This is a genomic window from Pseudothauera nasutitermitis (assembly GCF_004801295.1).
In the GTDB taxonomy this organism is placed as follows: domain Bacteria; phylum Pseudomonadota; class Gammaproteobacteria; order Burkholderiales; family Rhodocyclaceae; genus Pseudothauera; species Pseudothauera nasutitermitis.
Map to the genome: position 1 here is coordinate 306,837 of NZ_SSOC01000004.1, position 16,052 is coordinate 322,888.

The 16,052-nt window shown below is 65.9% G+C and carries 12 protein-coding genes; 4 read left to right on the top strand and 8 right to left on the bottom strand.

Annotation, left to right across the window (positions count from 1 at the left end):
* The first annotated feature begins 43 nt into the window (after positions 1-43).
* The 3 genes from E6C76_RS11810 to E6C76_RS11820 all read left to right on the top strand — a co-directional run bounded on the left by E6C76_RS11810 (position 44) and on the right by E6C76_RS11820 (position 6,672).
* The gene (locus E6C76_RS11810) at positions 44-1,459 is read left to right on the top strand and encodes an efflux transporter outer membrane subunit (RefSeq protein ID WP_230976252.1); all 1,416 of its coding nucleotides are present in this window, start codon (positions 44-46) and stop codon (positions 1,457-1,459) included.
* Positions 1,460-1,712: 253 nt separating this feature from the next.
* Positions 1,713-4,154 (top strand): TonB-dependent receptor domain-containing protein, encoded by a 2,442-nt coding sequence (locus E6C76_RS11815; protein WP_136348447.1) that lies wholly within the window; start codon positions 1,713-1,715, stop codon positions 4,152-4,154.
* 322 nt (positions 4,155-4,476) lie between these two features.
* Positions 4,477-6,672, top strand: coding sequence for a TonB-dependent receptor domain-containing protein (locus tag E6C76_RS11820; RefSeq protein WP_230976253.1), 2,196 nt, complete (start codon positions 4,477-4,479; stop codon positions 6,670-6,672).
* A 175-nt stretch (positions 6,673-6,847) separates the two neighbouring features.
* Here the strand turns inward: E6C76_RS11820 and E6C76_RS11825 are convergent, their stop codons facing one another.
* From E6C76_RS11825 to rpsD, 8 genes are all read right to left on the bottom strand, one after another.
* Positions 6,848-7,054, bottom strand: coding sequence for a hypothetical protein (locus tag E6C76_RS11825; RefSeq protein ID WP_136348449.1), 207 nt, complete (start codon positions 7,052-7,054; stop codon positions 6,848-6,850).
* Between the two features lie 135 nt (positions 7,055-7,189).
* A complete protein-coding gene (locus E6C76_RS11830) occupies positions 7,190-8,323 on the bottom strand; it encodes a cytochrome-c peroxidase (protein ID WP_136348450.1) in 1,134 nt (377 codons plus the stop codon).
* Between the two features lie 84 nt (positions 8,324-8,407).
* Complete coding sequence (locus tag E6C76_RS11835; protein ID WP_136348451.1) at positions 8,408-10,321, bottom strand: TonB-dependent receptor; 1,914 nt, start codon at positions 10,319-10,321, stop codon at positions 8,408-8,410.
* Positions 10,322-11,224, bottom strand: coding sequence for a TonB-dependent receptor (locus E6C76_RS11840; protein WP_136348452.1), 903 nt, complete (start codon positions 11,222-11,224; stop codon positions 10,322-10,324).
* Positions 11,225-11,358: 134 nt separating this feature from the next.
* Positions 11,359-12,360: a FecR domain-containing protein gene (locus E6C76_RS11845; RefSeq protein ID WP_136348453.1), complete on the bottom strand. Its 1,002-nt coding sequence runs from the start codon at positions 12,358-12,360 to the stop codon at positions 11,359-11,361.
* The gene (locus E6C76_RS11850) at positions 12,350-12,868 is read right to left on the bottom strand and encodes a sigma-70 family RNA polymerase sigma factor (protein WP_136348454.1); all 519 of its coding nucleotides are present in this window, start codon (positions 12,866-12,868) and stop codon (positions 12,350-12,352) included. Before E6C76_RS11850 ends, E6C76_RS11845 begins: the two co-directional genes overlap by 11 nt.
* Before the next feature lie 4 nt (positions 12,869-12,872).
* Complete coding sequence (locus E6C76_RS11855; protein ID WP_230976254.1) at positions 12,873-13,064, bottom strand: hypothetical protein; 192 nt, start codon at positions 13,062-13,064, stop codon at positions 12,873-12,875.
* Positions 13,065-13,156: 92 nt separating this feature from the next.
* On the bottom strand, positions 13,157-13,768 hold the full coding sequence (gene rpsD, locus E6C76_RS11860; RefSeq protein WP_136348456.1) for a 30S ribosomal protein S4: 612 nt from the start codon (positions 13,766-13,768) through the stop codon (positions 13,157-13,159).
* A 216-nt stretch (positions 13,769-13,984) separates the two neighbouring features.
* Here rpsD and E6C76_RS11865 point away from each other — a divergent pair, with 216 nt between their 5' ends.
* Positions 13,985-16,051: a TonB-dependent receptor gene (locus E6C76_RS11865; protein WP_136348457.1), complete on the top strand. Its 2,067-nt coding sequence runs from the start codon at positions 13,985-13,987 to the stop codon at positions 16,049-16,051.
* Position 16,052: the final 1 nt, after the last annotated feature.

A 16,052-nucleotide genomic window follows, 5' to 3' on the forward strand; every position in this document is an offset into this window, starting at 1 on the left:
CCCGATGTCCCCGTTCCCCATCCATCGTTTCCCCATTGCCCGAATGTTGGGTGCCCTGGCCACCGCCGGCCTGCTGGCCGGCTGCGCGCTGCCGCTCAAGCACCCGGGCGCCCAGCTCGACCTGCCCGCCAGCTGGGCGGAGGCCGTGCCGGCCGGCGCTGCGGGGCAGCCCGCCGAACCGGACTGGTGGCGTGCCTTCGCGTCTGCCGAACTGGAAGCGCTGATCGCCACGGCCTTGTCCGGCAGCCCGGACCTGGCCGTGGCCACCGAGCGTGTGCTGCAGGCGGAAATCGCCGTGCGCAGCGCGGGCGCCTCCCTGTTCCCGGCGCTCGACCTCAACGTCACCACCGGGGCGCGCGATACCCGGCAGGACGGCACCACCACGCGTACCGAAAACTCCTCGGCCGCGCTGGCGGTGAGCTACGAAATCGACGTGTGGGGCAGCAACATCGCCAACTGGCAGGGCAACAAGGCCACCCTGGCGGCCACCCGCTTCGACTACGAAGCCACTCGCCTGTCGCTCGCCGCCGGTGTGGCCAATGCCTACTGGCAGGTGCTCGTCCTGCGCGACCGCCTCGCCATCGCCCGGCAGAATCTGGAAATCGCCGAGCGCCTGTTCGCCATCGTCGAGGCCCGCTACCGCCATGGTGCCGCCTCGGCGCTCGACCTCAGCCGCCAGCGCAGCACGGTGCTGTCCGCGCGCGATGCGCTGCTGCCGCTGGAAGTGCAGGAGCGCCAGAGCCTGCGCGCGCTGGCCCTGCTGGTCGGGCGCGTGCCGCAGGGCTTCGACGTGGCCGCGCGGGGGCTGGATGGCCTGGCCGTGCCGGAAATCACCCCCGCACTGCCTGGCGAACTGCTCGTCCGCCGCCCGGATCTGGCCGCCGCTGAAGCCCGCCTGGCCGCCGCCGACGCCAACATCGCGGTGGCGCGCGCGGCGCTGTTTCCACTCAAGCTGTCGATCGGCCTGTCGAGCACGCTGACCAGTGGCGAATTCGCCCTGCTCGGCCTGGGCAGCCCGGCGAATGCGGCCGGCCTCACGGTGTCGTTGATGCAGGCGCTGTTCGACGGCGGCCGCCTGCGCGGCCAGGTGGAAAGCAGCGAATCGCAGCGCCGCGTGCTGGTGGAGAACTGGCGCAAGGCGGTGCTGACCTCGTTGAAGGAGGTCGACGACGCCTTGTCGATTGCCGAGCGCGGCCGCGTGCAGGAGATCACCCAGAGCGAGATCCGCGACGAGACCGCGCGAGCGTTGCGCCTGTCGGAGGTGCGCTACAAGGAAGGCAGCGATGGCCTGAGCACCTTGCTGGACGCGCAGCGCAGCCTGTTCTCCGCGGAGGATCAACTGGTGCAGCAGCGCGCTGTTCGCCTTGGTGCCGCCGTCGATGTGTACAAAGCGTTGGGGGGTGGCTGGAGGGTGGATGAGCCGGCGTACCGCCAGGCAGGGAACGAACCCGCTTCCTGAAGATGTCTTGAGCCTTACCTTCAGGAAGAACGGCCGCGCATTGCGCGGCCGTTTTGTTTTTCCGCTTCAGAGGGGGCCCTCGTGGTTGATGTTGCAAGTTGCTACGAATCGGTAACAAAATCTTGACGGCTGAAAATGAAAACTATTACTATTTAAAAAATTTAGACAGCCAGCCACCGACTCAATCCCGCGGCAACGCGCGTTCGGCAGCCAGCCAACCGTTCGTTGCCTTGCTCGTAAAAGGGGATTGTTGATGGCTTCACGTCGTGGCGCTGAGGCGCCTTCCTTGCGTCCATGTGCGGCAGCTCTGCTGGTCGCGTTTTCCACGGTTGCCCTGGCCCAGGAGTCAGAGCGCCGGCTTGATGATGTGGTGGTCTCCGCCGCGGGTTTCGAGCAAAAGATCACCGATGCTCCTGCCAGTATCTCGGTGGTCACCCAGGAAGAACTCACAAGAAAGCCCTACACGACGCTGATCGATGCCATCCGCGATCTGGAAGGTGTCGACGTGGGGGAAACTTCCGACAAGACCGGTCAGAAGACGATCAGCATGCGGGGCATGGGGTCGGACTACACGCTGATCCTGGTCGACGGCAAGCGCCAGAACAACCACGGCGACATCTATCCGAACAGCTTCGCCGGCAACCAGTTCAACCACATCCCGCCGCTGGATGCCATCGAGCGCATCGAGGTCATCCGCGGCCCGGCGTCCACGCTGTATGGCGCGGATGCGCTGGGCGGCGTGATCAACATCATCACCAAGAAGGACATCACCAAATGGAGCGGCTCGATCACCTATGGCCGCACTTTCCAGTCCAACAGTGATTTTGGTGACGACAAGACGACCGATTTCAGCATTCGCGGGCCGATCCTGCCGGGCAAGCTGGGCATCAGCCTGCGCGGCAGCCGCTATGAGCGCGAGGCGTCCTCGCCCCAGTACGATCCGGCGGTGGCGCCGGATGGCACCACGCACCCCCGCAGCCTGGGCTTCGGGGGCGGCGGCAAGACGGTCGACAATACCAACACGGCGTACGGCGTCAGCCTTTTCTTCACGCCCAACGAGCGTCATCGCATCACCTTCGATTACGACGAATCCAAGCAGAAGTACGATAACGAGCCGATTTATGATCCGGTGACCGGGCGGACCAGCTTCCCACTGGGTACGGTGGACAGCATCAGCACCATTTGGGCGGTGGGCAACTATTGTTCGAACGGGCAGAGTTATTCGGGGAATGCTGCTGCGCAGCAGGCTAGTTGCGTAGGAGCCGGCGGTAGTTGGCTCGAGCGTGCCAACCCCCAGGTCGGCTATCTGGACAAGCAAGAATTCACCCGCATGGCCTGGTCGCTGTCGCACGAGGGCAAGTGGGATTTCGGCACCAGCTTCGTCTCCCTGTCGTACATCGAGACGGACAACAAGGGCCGCACGATGCCCTTCACCGTGGCGGAACGCCAGCAGTTGCTGGCGTTGTGGAATGCGGTGCCGGGCGCCAACGCGAACGCCAAGCTGAACAACATGACGCCGGCCCAGCGTGCCCAGCTTGAAGCCTTCCTGCCGCGTCCGAAGCGTGAACTGCAGAGCAATCAATACACCCTGGACGCCAAGCTGGACATTCCGCTACACAACCTGGCGGGCGACCACCTGCTGGTGGTCGGAGGCCAGGTGATCGACGGCGAACTCAAGGACGGCATTTTCGGCATGGAGTCCGGCTCGCCGGGCAAGGTGCAGGATCACAAGATGTGGTCCCTGTTCGTCGAGGACAACTGGATGCCGAACGATGTGTTCACGCTGACGGCCGGTGTGCGCTACGATGATCACGACGTGTTCGGCGACCACATCTCGCCGCGTCTGTACGGTGTCTATAAGCTCGACCAGCAATGGACCCTGAAGGGTGGGGTATCCACCGGCTACAAGACGCCCAAAACCACGCAGCTGTATGACGGCATCACCGGGTTCGGCGGCCAGGGTGTCTCGCCCATGTTCGGCAACCCCAATCTGAAGCCGGAAACCAGTCGCAACACCGAACTGGCGGTCTACTGGAACCATCCGAACCGGCACAATTTCAATGCCACCGTGTTCCGCAACGACTTCAAGGACAAGATCGCCAACGTGCCGTGCGGCCCCGGCACCTCGATGCCTTGCGCAAGCACCGGAGAATACGCCGATCTCGGCTACAACCCGTCGTCCACCCGCAGCGGCAACATCGACAAGGTGGTCATCCAAGGGGTGGAGCTGGCCGGGCGCTGGCAGATCTCCAATACCTGGGCGCTGCGTGGCAACTACACCTACACGGACAGCGAGCAGAAGAGTGGTGCCAACAAGGGGCAGCCGCTGACCCAAAGCGCCAAGCACATGCTGAATGCCACGCTGGACTGGCAGATTCTGCCCAGCCTGGATGTCTTCCTGACCATGGAGGCGCGTTCCAAGCGTTACCGTGGCCAGATCAACAACAAGGCGGCGTACTACAAGGACTACGAAGTCTTTCACCTCGGGGCGAGCTACCAGGTCAGCAAGAACATCACCATCAACGGGCGTATCAACAACCTGCTGGATGAAGATTTCACCACCTACAAGACCGAGTTCGTCTCTTGCAGCAGTGGCAACTCGTGCGTGAATGGCTGGCAGCCCAGCTACCTCGACGATTACAACAACAAGGACAAGTCGCGGAACTTCTGGATCAGCCTGAACGCGAAGTTCTGACCATCGGCAACTAGGTTGCCGTGCCCATGACGGACCGTGCCGGTTTCCCGGACGGTCCGTTTTCTTTTGTACCAGGGTGGATGAATGGCGAGATGTTGCAGCAATGCAACAAAAGAGATGCAAAATTGACGTATATAAATAGTAACAATTATCATTTGTTGCATAGTTCGCATTACACGTAGCCAGCCACCTCAGCCACGCCCTTGTCCGGATGCCGTGCTCAGGAAGCCAGCCAATCCGTTTGTGCCGTTTTTTCACGATAGGGGTTTGTCTCATGGCTCGAGTTTCTTTCCGTGCGCCCGCACCCGCGCTGCGTCCTTGCATGGCCGCGCTGCTGGTTGCCTTTTCGGCTTCTTCCCTCGCCCAGGAATCTCGCCAACTTGGCGAGGTTGTGGTGTCCGCTTCCGGTTTCGAGCAGGAAATCAGGCAAGCACCGGCGTCGATCTCGGTGATCACTCGAGACGAGCTGCAAACCAAGCAATTCCGCGATCTGGCCGAGGCGCTCCAGGATGTCGAGGGCGTGGATGTGCGCGGTGGCACGGGCAAGACCGGTGGGCTGGACATCAGCATCCGCGGCATGCCCAGTGATTACACGCTGATCCTCATCGACGGCCGCCGTCAGAACGTGGCGGGCAACGTCACCCCCAACGGGTTCAATTCCGCGCTGACCAGCTTCATGCCGCCGTTGTCGGCGATCGAGCGCATCGAGGTCATTCGCGGCCCCATGTCCACCCTGTATGGCTCGGACGCCATGGGCGGTGTGATCAACATCATCACGCGCAAGGTGGCCAAGGAGTGGAACGGTTCGGTGACCCTGGAGGCGGGTATTCCGGAGGATAGCGACTACGGCGATTCGAAGCGGGTCGATCTGTATGTCAATGGTCCGCTGGTCGAGGATCTCGTCGGGCTGGCGGTACGCGGCGGGATTTTCCGCAGGGCGGAATCGGATTGGGTGTTGGCGCCGAATGGCCGTGCGTCCGGGCGCAATCCCGCACCGGCCGAAAGCCGTCAATACAACGTCGGTGCCCGTCTGACGCTGACCCCGAACCGCGCACATGATTTCTGGCTCGACGTCGAGCGCAACCAAACCTGGTACAACAACGACGACTGCCGCCTCGGCAATGTGGATACGAAGGCGGATGGCGCGGGTGGCGGTGCCACGTGCCTTGGCACTCCGGTTCCGACGATCGCCCCGGGCTACAAGGATTACCTGCGCTTCAACCGCGACCAGATCGCCCTGGGGCATACCAGCCGCCTGTCGTTCGGCATGCTGGAGTCCAGTCTGACCCATTCCACCACCGAGACTGTCGGCCGCACGATTCCCGGCAACCCCATTGGCAGCACTTACACAGTGGATGGCAAGACTTTCACCGTCGGTGACGACCGCGAACTGGAAACCACCAACATCGTGCTGGACAGCAAGCTCGTGGCGCCGATTGGCGAATCCCACGTGGCAACGGTGGGCGGGCAGTACTGGAATGCGGAGCTGGTCGATGGCCTGTTGCCCAAGAAGCACGACCAGACCATGTGGTCGCTGTTCGCCGAGGATGAATGGAGCTTCACCGACAGCCTGACGGCAACCTTCGGGGCGCGCTATGACCACCATGACGCTTTCGGCGGCGAGGTCAGCCCGCGCGCCTATCTGGTGTGGAACGCCACCGAGCGTTGGACCGTCAAGGGCGGCGTCAGCAAGGGTTTCAAGGCGCCGAGACTGGATCAACTCATCGATGGAATCAACGGCGTGGGTAGCCAGGGGGCGAGCATCGGCATCGGCAACCCCGACCTGAAACCGGAAACCAGTACGAGTACCGAACTCGGGGTTCGGTACGACAGTCAGGGCGGCCTGACCGCCTCGGCCACCGCCTTCCACAACAAGATCAAGGATAAGATCAGCAATAGTGGTGGGGACTGCGCCACAGACCCGATTCCGGGGTGCAGCTACATTCCGGCCGCCCAGACCAGCAAGACCTATTCGGTCAACATCGACGAAGCCAAGACCTGGGGGCTGGAACTGACTACCCGCATCCCGCTGGCGGCGCGCTGGGCCTTGAACCTGAACTACACCTGGACCGACAGCGAAATCATCGAAAACGGGCGTAAGAACGGCAAGCTCGGCGATACCGCGAAGCACGTCGCCAACGCCCAACTGCGCTGGGATGCGACGGACAAGCTCAGCCTGTGGCTGCGTGGCGAGTATCGTGGCAAGGCCCGCCGCTTCGATGGTGATCCGAAGTCGCTCGCGGCGAACAACAACACCCGGCTCGAATACGAGGCGCTGGGTGACCTGAAGGCCTATTCGCTATTCCACCTTGGCGGTGCCTACCGGGTTTCGAAGGATGTGACGATCAACGCCAACATCTTCAACCTGCTCGACAAGGATTTCCGCAAGTTCAAGCAATGGACCAACAATGCTGGCGCCCAAGTGTGGGGCAGCGAGTACTTCAAGTCCACGCAATCCACCAAGGGTACGACGCCTGCCGGACGTACCTTCTGGATCTCCGCCAATATCGGGTTCTAACCGTAGCTCGACGGAAGTCCCGGCCCGCAGGCCGGGGCGGTCCCGAATCATGAACGGGCCGTACCGGATCGCCGGTACGGCCCGTTTGTCTTGCTGCCGGTCTTCCTGGTGCTTCGTCACTCTGCGCCCCGCTGTTACCTGCAAGCGGACGACGGGGCGTGGAGCGGTGCCGGCTTCAGCGCGGCCGCGCGGTATCCAGCAGTTCTTCCAGCGCACATCGCGAGGCATTGATCGCAGGGTCCGCACTGTAGCGCTCCAGGTGATCGATGGCCAGGCGGGCCTGGCGCTCCGCGCGCGGGCAGCCGGATTCGGTGAAGTGGTGCAGGTGCTGCACGGCGCTATTGACCAGAACGAGCACGGTACGGGCATCGGCGGTATGCATCGGGAATCTCCCTGACTATTTATTGAATGATAGTCGTTCTCAAATATTCCGCAAGCGTTTTTCGCAACTGCCGGCTTCAACGGGCGACATTCCGCCGGCAGGCTGAAGGTGCCTGGGCACGTGTCGCTCGAGTGTTTACAGCGTGCGCAGAAAGGCTTCCAGCGCGTCGAGCTCGGCCGGGGTCAGGTGCAGCGTGCCGAGCAGTTCCGAGGTGACCGGGAACAGCGGGTCGTGTGCCTGTGCTTCCGTCACCGGGCCCGGCCTCGGCATGCCGGCGTTGTACATGTTGAGTATCCCGCGCAGGCTGGGGAAGCGTCCGTTGTGCATCCACGGTCCGGTCTGGCCGACCTGGCGCAGCGTGGGGGTGCGGAAGCGCCCGACGTCGGCGGGGTCGCCGGTGACCTCGTAGCGTCCCAGGTCTTCGTACTCGCGGCCGTACCAGGTGAGTCCGAGGTTGTGGAAACGGTTGTCGCTGAGCAGCGCGCCGTCGTGGCAGCTCATGCAGCGTGCCTTGGTGCGGAACAGGTGCAGGCCGACGAGTTCGTGCGCGGCGAGCGCATCGCGTTCACCGGCGAGAAAGCGGTCGAAGCGCGTGGCGGGGGGAAGCAGGGTGCGCTGGTAGGCGGCCAGCGCGGCGGCGATGCGTGCCAAAGAGACCGCCCCGGAGTTGCCTGCGCGCGCTTCGCCGGCGAATGCGCGGGCGAAGGCCGCCGAGTAGTCGTCCAGACCGGCGAGCTTGGCGGGCAGTTCATCCAGCGGCATGGCCATCTCGTCCGGATGGGCGATCGGGCCGGCGGCCTGCTCTTCGAGACTGGCCGCACGGCCGTCCCAGAACAGGGTGCTGGCGTGGCCGGCGCCCAGCACGGTGGGGGCGTTGCGTTTGCCCTTGCGGCCCTCGTGCCCGGGGGACTGCGCCTGGGAATCGGCGAAGCCATGTTCGGGACGATGGCAGCTGGCACAGGAAATCTGGTCGGAGCGCGACAGGCGGGGGTCGAAGAACAGCCGTTTACCGAGTCGCGCGCGCGGTTCGTCGCCCGCGTCTGCCGCCAGGCTGTCGATGGGGGCCATTTCCTTCCAGTCCGTACGCTCGTCGATGCCGTGGGGGCGGGGCCAGGTGCCGATGTCGCCCGCGTACAGGGCGCGTAGACAGGCGGCCTCCCAGCCGCCCTCCGGCGTGCTGCAGGAAGGGGCGGAGGCCGCGGCGGGGCCGGCGGCGATCGACAGCGCGCACGGTACGGCGACGGCTGTCAGCAGGCGTCGGAAAAGCATGGGGCGGCGAAGCCGATGGACTTGGCGCGGCATGGGGAATCCCGAAGAAAGGCGGCCCCGCGCTGGGCGCACGGGGCCGGCGGTTCAGAAGCGGTAACCGAGTTCGACCCAGAACTGGCGGCCTTTTTCGTATTCCAGTTCGTTGCCGCTGTTCTCGATCTCGTTTTTGCGGTTCAGCACGTTCTCGACGTTCAGGTTGATGAAAGCCTCCTGTCCGGCGGTGACCGGAATCCGCCAGTTCAGGTTCACGTCCCAGGTGATCGCGGTGCCGAACTTGCGCTTGCTCCAGACGCGCGCAGTGGTGTTGTCGTAGGGCACCGAGACGCCGGTGTCGATCATCTTTTCGAAACCGTCGCGCACGCGGAAGAAGTTGCCGACGGTGAGTCGCGCGGCCGGAATTTCAGTGGTCAGCAGCAGGCGCGCGGACCACGGCCGGTTGTAGTTCTGCGCGGGACGGGCGCCCCAGGCCATGGGCTTGCCGTCGTAGATGATGACGCGGTCCAGCCCGCCGGTGAGCTCGCTCAGCGTGTCGGAGTAATCGGCATGCGAGGTGGTCAGATCGGTGTGATCGATACCCAGCATCAGCTTGGTGGCGGTGCCGCCCAGGCGGATCGGCCGGTCGCTTTCCACGCTCAGCGCCCAGGTCTTGGCCTTGGAAGCGCCGGTGTTGTCCCAGTAGTAATTGGCCGCCGAGCGCAGGTGCAGGACCATCTCGTCGCGGCTCTCGCGGTGCACGCGCTTCAGGCTCCAGGTGTGCCCCAGCCAGCGCTGGCTGATGGCGATGACCTTTTCGTCGTCGTAGGGCACCTTCATGTCGCCGAGCTTGTACCAGGTCCAGTTGGTGGCCATGGTGGGGGATGCCCAGTCGTTGAGAAGGCCGCCGGTGAGCGTGCGCGTCTGTGATGTGCTTTGCAGCGCGAGGCGCTTGGCCTGCGCGCGATACACCATGAAATTGCGACTGTAGTAGCGGTTGGCGCCGATTTCGACCTGGGTGCCGTGGTCGCCGAAGACATCCCAGAAGGCCGCCGCGCGCGGCGCCAGCGTGGCCTTGGGGGCGAGATCGTCCTTGTCGTAGCGCGCGCCCAGTCGCAGGCGCACGTTGCCCAGGCGCATTTCGTCCTGCAGGAAAAGCGCCCGGCTGGTGTTCTCCACGTCGAACTTGCCGGCGAAATAGATCAACCGCGATGCCAGGTACTGTCCGGCGAAGGTGGTGGTGTTCCACGGCCTGGAGAGCGAGCAGGTTTCGGTATCCACGCCACCGCCGACCATGTTGCAGGTGTTGGTGTTCACGGAGGCCGTGTACTGCGTGTAGGTGGTCTTGCGGTGGTAGGTCTGTTCCTGCCGGCTCAGCTCGAAACCGGCCTGGAAGCGGTGCTCCACGCCGAGCAGGCGTATCGGTTCCCAGTCCGCCTTGGCCTGCCAGCTGAGGGAGTCCTGCGTCTGGTCGATGTCGCCCCAGCCGCCCTCGTAGCTCATGTAGCCGGTGGCACCGGTGCCGGTCTGTACGCCCCAGTTCTTTTCGGGGGAATAGCGCCAGGCCTTCCAGGTGGTGGAATCCGCCGAGCGCGAACTCTCCACGCGGCTCCAGCCTACCCGATGGCTCAGCACGGCATGGTCGCCCAGGGGGTGGCTCAGTCCCAGGTTGAGGCCGTAGCCGCCACTGTTCAGTTCGAAGTCCGAGTTCTTCGCATCCGCGATGAAGTACTTGCCCTGGCCGGGGGCGTAGAGCAATGAAAGATCACCCGCGATGCCGCCGCCAGGTGTCCAGAAGCCGCGCACGAAGAAGTTGTCGATTTCCCGGCGCTGGGTCTTGCTGTTGCCGTCCGCCGTGCTGACCCGGCCGCCGGAGTAGCCGCGCAGCGGAATCTCGGAGGTCTTGCGCACGAAGCTGCCGATCAGGCCGAGGTTTTCACTGGGCTTGCCTTCCAGGGCGAGGCGGTAAGTCCATTTTTCGAATTCCGGTTGCTGGTTGACCGTGGCGGAATCCGGATACTCCACTTATTGCCTGGGGGTGAGGTGCTGCTTGGTCCATGCCGAGCGGGAGCGCTCCACCGATACCTGACCGCCGAAGGTGCGGGTGGGGGCGCAGGTATCGGCGGCGATCACCCCGCCGGAGAAGCGCCCGAATTCCGCCGGCACGTTGCTGTCGCGCACCGTGATGTTGCACAGCAGGCTGGTGTCGATGGCGAAGCCCTGGCTGGCGGAAGGCGGGGAGGTGTTGTTGTTGGTGCCCGAAGTGCCGTCGCTGGCGCGGTTGGCCGGGTTGATGTCGTTGTTGAACGACATGCCGTCCATCAGGTACAGGTTGTTGTAGTACTTGGAGCCGTGGATGCTGACGTCGGCCGGGGCGATTTCCCCTTGCCGGCCGCCGTGCAGCTGATTGTTGTCGAACTGGACGTTGGGCAGCACGCGCAGCACGCTGGTGATGTCGCCGTTGCCGCGGCCGAGCGCATCGAGGGTGTCGCGGCCGATGACGTGTACGCCTTGCGAGTCATGCGGGGCACTGACCAGCACTTCGCTCAGCGTCTGCGGCGCCTGATGCGGCGCAGGGCGCAGGACCCAGGTGCCGTTGGCGTCGCGAATGGCCTCGAGGCCGCTGCGTTCCAGCAGCAGCGCGAACCCGCGTGCAACATCGTGCCGGCCGCGCAGCCCGGGGGTCCGCAGGCCGTCGAGCATGGTCCCATCCGCCGACAGAGGCACGCCGGCCTCGGCGGCGAAGCGGGTCAGCGCGGAGGACAGCGGCCCTGCGGGGATTGCGTAGTCGCGCTCGGAGGCCGGAATCTGCTGCGCGTGGGCGGCGTTGCTGGAAGCCGCGCAGAGGGCGGCCAGCGGCAGGGCGGCGAGCGCGGCGGCCAGTGCGCGTGGCGCTACCCCGGAGGTGGAACGAAGCGGTCGGATCATGGTGATGAACGTTGTTGTAAGTGTGAAAGAAGGTGTTCATCACGCATGCCGGATGGCGTGCGAAAAAGGGAACCGCTGCGGTGCAGTTCCCGCAGCCGGCACTGGTGGAATGGCCAGGGATGTTCGAGGAGGGGTTAGCGGAGCTCGATGCGCCAGCGGCCGTTTTCGGCCTGGCGCACACGTACCGGCAGGGTCCGCTGGATGGCGGCCAGCGCGCGGGTGAAATCGCGCGCCGGATCGTGCATCGGATACACGCCCACCAGGCGCAGCGCGCCGGCTTCCGGCGCGACTTCGACCTTCAGCGGCACGTAACCCCCCAGTTCGGCGACGAAATCGTCCAGGCGGCGGTCGTCGGCGACCAGCAGGCCGCGCGTCCAGCTTTCGCGCGCGGGCTGGGCCGCTGTGAAGGGAGCCTGGGTGTGTTCCGAGAAGCGGGTCTGGCTGCCAGCCTGCAGCACGCTGGCCGGCAGGCCGTGCGGAGCGACCTCGACCGCACCCTCGAACACGCTTACCTGGCTGTGCGCACCGTCCAGGCGTACGGCGAAACGGGTGCCCAGGGCAGTGAGGCGGCCGTGCGGGGTATCCACCACCAGTGGGCGGGAGGGCTGCCGGGTATCCGGGACGCTGTCCACCAGCAGTTCGCCGGCGTGCAGCGCGATGCGGCGAAGTTGCGCGCCGTACTCGATGTCGGCTGCGCTGGCGGTGTTCAGCCACAGCAGGCCGCCGTCGGCCAGGGTGACCTGGCGTACCTCGCCGATGGCCGTGCGTTCGTCGGCACGCCAGGCGGCCAGACGCGTCAGCCATTCGCGCGGGGTCAGCATGGCCGGCCCCAGCCAGCCGGCCAGCACGGTCAGCCCGCCGGCGGCGAGCAGCTTCAGCGCGTGGCGGCGGGTGTTGGCATGGCGTACGCCGAGCGCGCCGCGCGCGGCGGCGGGCGGGGTCTGCTCGCCGAGGCCGGCCAAGGAGCGGGTGACGGCTTCCACGCGTGCCCAGGCGCTGCGGTGTTCGGCGCTGGCGTCCAGCCAGGCCTGCCAGCGCCGGCGCTCGGGTTCGCCGGCGCCGCGATCGCCGAGCACGGCAAACCATTCCGCTGCCTGGCGCAGGGCGTCCAGGCTGGGCGCGTGTTCAGGCGGCATGCAGGCCGTCGCCGTCGAGGGCCAGCATGCAGGCGAGCATGGCTTGCGCCATGTACTTCTTGATCATGCGCTCGGAAACGCCCAGGCGCTCGCCGATCTCACGGTAGCCCAGGCCGTCGAGCTGCGAAAGCAGGAAGGCTTCGCGCACCTTGGGGCGCAGGCCGTCGAGCATGGCATCGATGCGCAGCAGGGCCTCGATCACCAGCACGCGGGTTTCCGGGGAGGGCGCCAGCGCTTCGGGCAACTGGGCGACGGCCTGCAGCCAGGCCTGTTCGATGTCGCGCCGGCGCCAGTGATCGACCACCAGCCCACGGGCGATGGTGGTCAGGTAGGCGCGCGGCTCGGCCAGCTGTTCGACCTGGCGGCGGTTGCCGAGCAGGCGTACGAAGGTGTCGTGTGCGAGGTCGGCGGCGTTGTGCGGGCAGCCCAGGCGCGCACGCAGCCAGCCGAGCAGCCAGCCATGGTGCTGGCGGTACAGATCGGCCAGCGTGCCGGCGCGCGCGTCCATGGGGCTAGCTGGGCAGTGCGCCCGTGGGCAGCAGGGCCTCGTCGGTCAGCGCGCCGTAGGCGCACCATTCGCCGATCAGCTGGTCGGCGGTTTCGCGCACGCAGGCAGGCTGGCGGGGATCTTCGCACAGCAGGCGCAGATGATCGACCACCGCGTCGGCCACCGCCGCGCTGCGGCTCGCCGGAAAGCGCGACATCAGGTGGAGCACCGCGGAGAGGGCCAGTTCGGGCCGCTCCGCGTAGTGAGGGCCGTCGTCCGCCCGTGCATTCCTTCCGGCGAGCGCGCCCATTACAGCCGCACCGCGTAGTACTCGACCACGTGCTGGACCTCGATCGGGAAGGGGACTTCCGTGGCATCGGGCACGCGGGTCACGGTGGCGCTCACCGCCTGCTGGTCGAAGCTGAGCCATTCCGGGCGGGTCAGCGCGGGTTCGGCCAGGCATTCGACGGTGGACGGGATGCGCCGGCCCTTGTCGGTGAGGGTGATGGTGTCGCCCGGCTTGATGCGGATCGACGGGATGTTCACCGAACGGCCGTTGAGCAGCACGTGGCGGTGATTCACCAGTTGGCGCGCGGCCACGGCGGTGGGTGCGAAGCCGGCGCGGAAGACGAAGTTGTCCAGGCGGCGCTCCAGCAGTTCGAGCAGCTTGTCGCCGGTGGGCGCCTTGGAGCCCTTGGCTTCACGGAACAGGCGCTGGATCTGGCGCTCGGAGAGGCCGTAGTTCATGCGCAGCTTCTGCTTTTCCATCAGGCGCAGGCCGTAGTCGGACTTGCGCTTCTGCTTCATGCCGTGCTGGCCGGGCGGGTAGTTGCGCTCCCCGGGCGATTTGCGCGACAACCCGGGCAGCTCGGTGCCGAGCGCGCGCAGGACTTTCAGACGGGGGCCGGTATAGCGGGACAAAGGGGACTCCTGATTCTGACGATAATGAGAACGCATCTCATTTTATGCATGTTCTTTCCGGCGTCAAGTCCCATGTGTTTTCAAGGCTTGCGGATGCCCGGAACGAATTGATGGGAATCAAGTGAAAATGGTTCGCATTCCCGCACGATCCGCCTCATTTTCGAACCCGGCCAGCCAGCACATGCCAGCCAGCCCAACCGTCTCCCGGAGAATGAGATGAAAGTGCGTCCCCTTGCCCTGGCCTGCGCGATGCTGGCCGCTCCGCCCGTACTGGCCGATGCCGTGCTGGGCGAACTCAGCGTGACCGCCAAAGGCTACGCGGCCGATGAACTGGAAACCCCGGCCGCCACCGTGTCGCTGACGCGCGACGAACTGCTGCGCCGTGGCGCCAACAACGTCGGCGAGGCCCTGCGCGGCGAACCCGGCCTGGCGGTCTCAGGCGACAGCGCCCAGGGCCAGAACCCGGTGATCCGCGGTCTGAAGAAGGAAAGCGTGGTGCTGCTGGTGGATGGCATCCGCTTCAACTCCGCGCAACCGGCCGGCGCCATCGCCTCCTTCATGAGCCTGCCGCTGGCCGAGCGCGTGGAAGTGGTGAAGGGCCCGGCCTCGGTGCTGTACGGCAGCGGGGCGCTGGGCGGGGCGATCAACGTGCGTCTGCCGCAGGCGCGCTTCGAATCCGGCATCGGGCTGGATACCGCGCTGTCCTGGGACAGCGCCAGCCGGGGCGTGCGCGCCACCGGGGTGATGAACGTGGCCAACGACGACCACGCGCTGATGCTGGGCGCCTCGCTGGCGCGCATCGGCGATTACAAGGCGCCGGGCGGGCGGGTGGACGATACCGGCTACGATTCCGACAGCTTCATCGGCCAGTACCGCTTCCGCATCGATTCGGCCAACGAGTTGCGCGTTTCGCTGCAGCAGCACACCGATGAGGACGTGTGGTATCCGGGTTCCACCAAGCCGCACCAGAACCCGCAGATTTCCCGCGCCACCGTGTATTCGCCCAAGCAGGAGCGCACGCTGGTGGAAGCCGGATACCGCCACAAGGGCAGCGGCGAGGCGCCGGTGAATGTGGATGTGCGGGTGTACCGCCAGGAGATGGAACGGCAGATCTTCTCGCGCGCCTACAACGCGGCCGGCGTGGATATCGGCGACATCGCGCAGACCCGCGTGGCGTTCACCACCGATGGCATCGACGCGCGCGCCGACTGGCTGGCCCATCCGCAGCACCTGCTGTCCTTCGGCGCCAACGCCTGGCGCATGGAAGCCTCGCCCGCCCGGCTGATGCGCACCGCACCGCCCAACCCGGCCGCACCCTATGCGCGCAACGACCCGTTCCGCGACGGCCGCATCGAAGCGCTCGGCTTCTACCTGCAGGACGACATGCGCTTCGGCGCGCTCAACGTGGTCGCTGGCCTGCGCCACGACCGCGTGGAAGGCACCGCCGACGCCGTGGGCAACCCGCCGGTGACCACCGGCCTGTCGCGCACCGACCGCATGTGGTCCGGCTCGCTGGCGGCGATCTACGAGGTGGCGCCGCTGCTGCGCCCCTACGTCAATCTCTCGCGCGGCGTGCGCGCCGGCGAGATGCGCGAGCGTTTCGAAGCCTCGCCGCGCGGCGACGGCTACTTCTACGTCGGCAACCCGCAGATCAAGCCGGAAACCGCCACGCAGATCGAACTCGGCCTGAAGGGCGCGGACAGTCGCTTCGAATACAGCCTGGCGGCCTACCGCACGCGCATCGACGATTACATCACCGGCCTGGACATCTCCGGCACGTCCGCGGCGATCGCGGCTTGCGGCGCGGCCAACGCGGCGGCGTGCAAGCGCACCATCAACCTCGGCCGGGCCACCCTGAAGGGCTTCGAAGCCCAGGGCCGCTGGCAGTTCGTCGAAGGCCACTGGGCCAGCGCCGGGCTGTCCATCGTGCGCGGCACCAACGAGGATCTCGACGAGCCGCTGTTCCAGATGCCCGCCGACGAACTGCGCCTGGGCTGGGAGGGCCGCGTGGCGCCGGAATGGACGCTGGATACCACGCTGCGCCTGGTGCGCGAGCAGAACCGCGTGGCCACCGTGTTCGCGCGCGGCAGCGAGGACAAGACCCCGGGCTTCGCTACCGCCGATCTGGGCGCCACCTGGAAGCGCGGCGGGCACAGCGTGCGCGTGGCGGTGAAGAATCTGGCCGACAAGGCCTATCATGAGCACCTGACCGAAGGCGTCTCGGGGCAGGAAATCGAGGCCCCCGGCCGCAGCCTGTTCGTTTCCTACAACGGGAAGTTCTGAG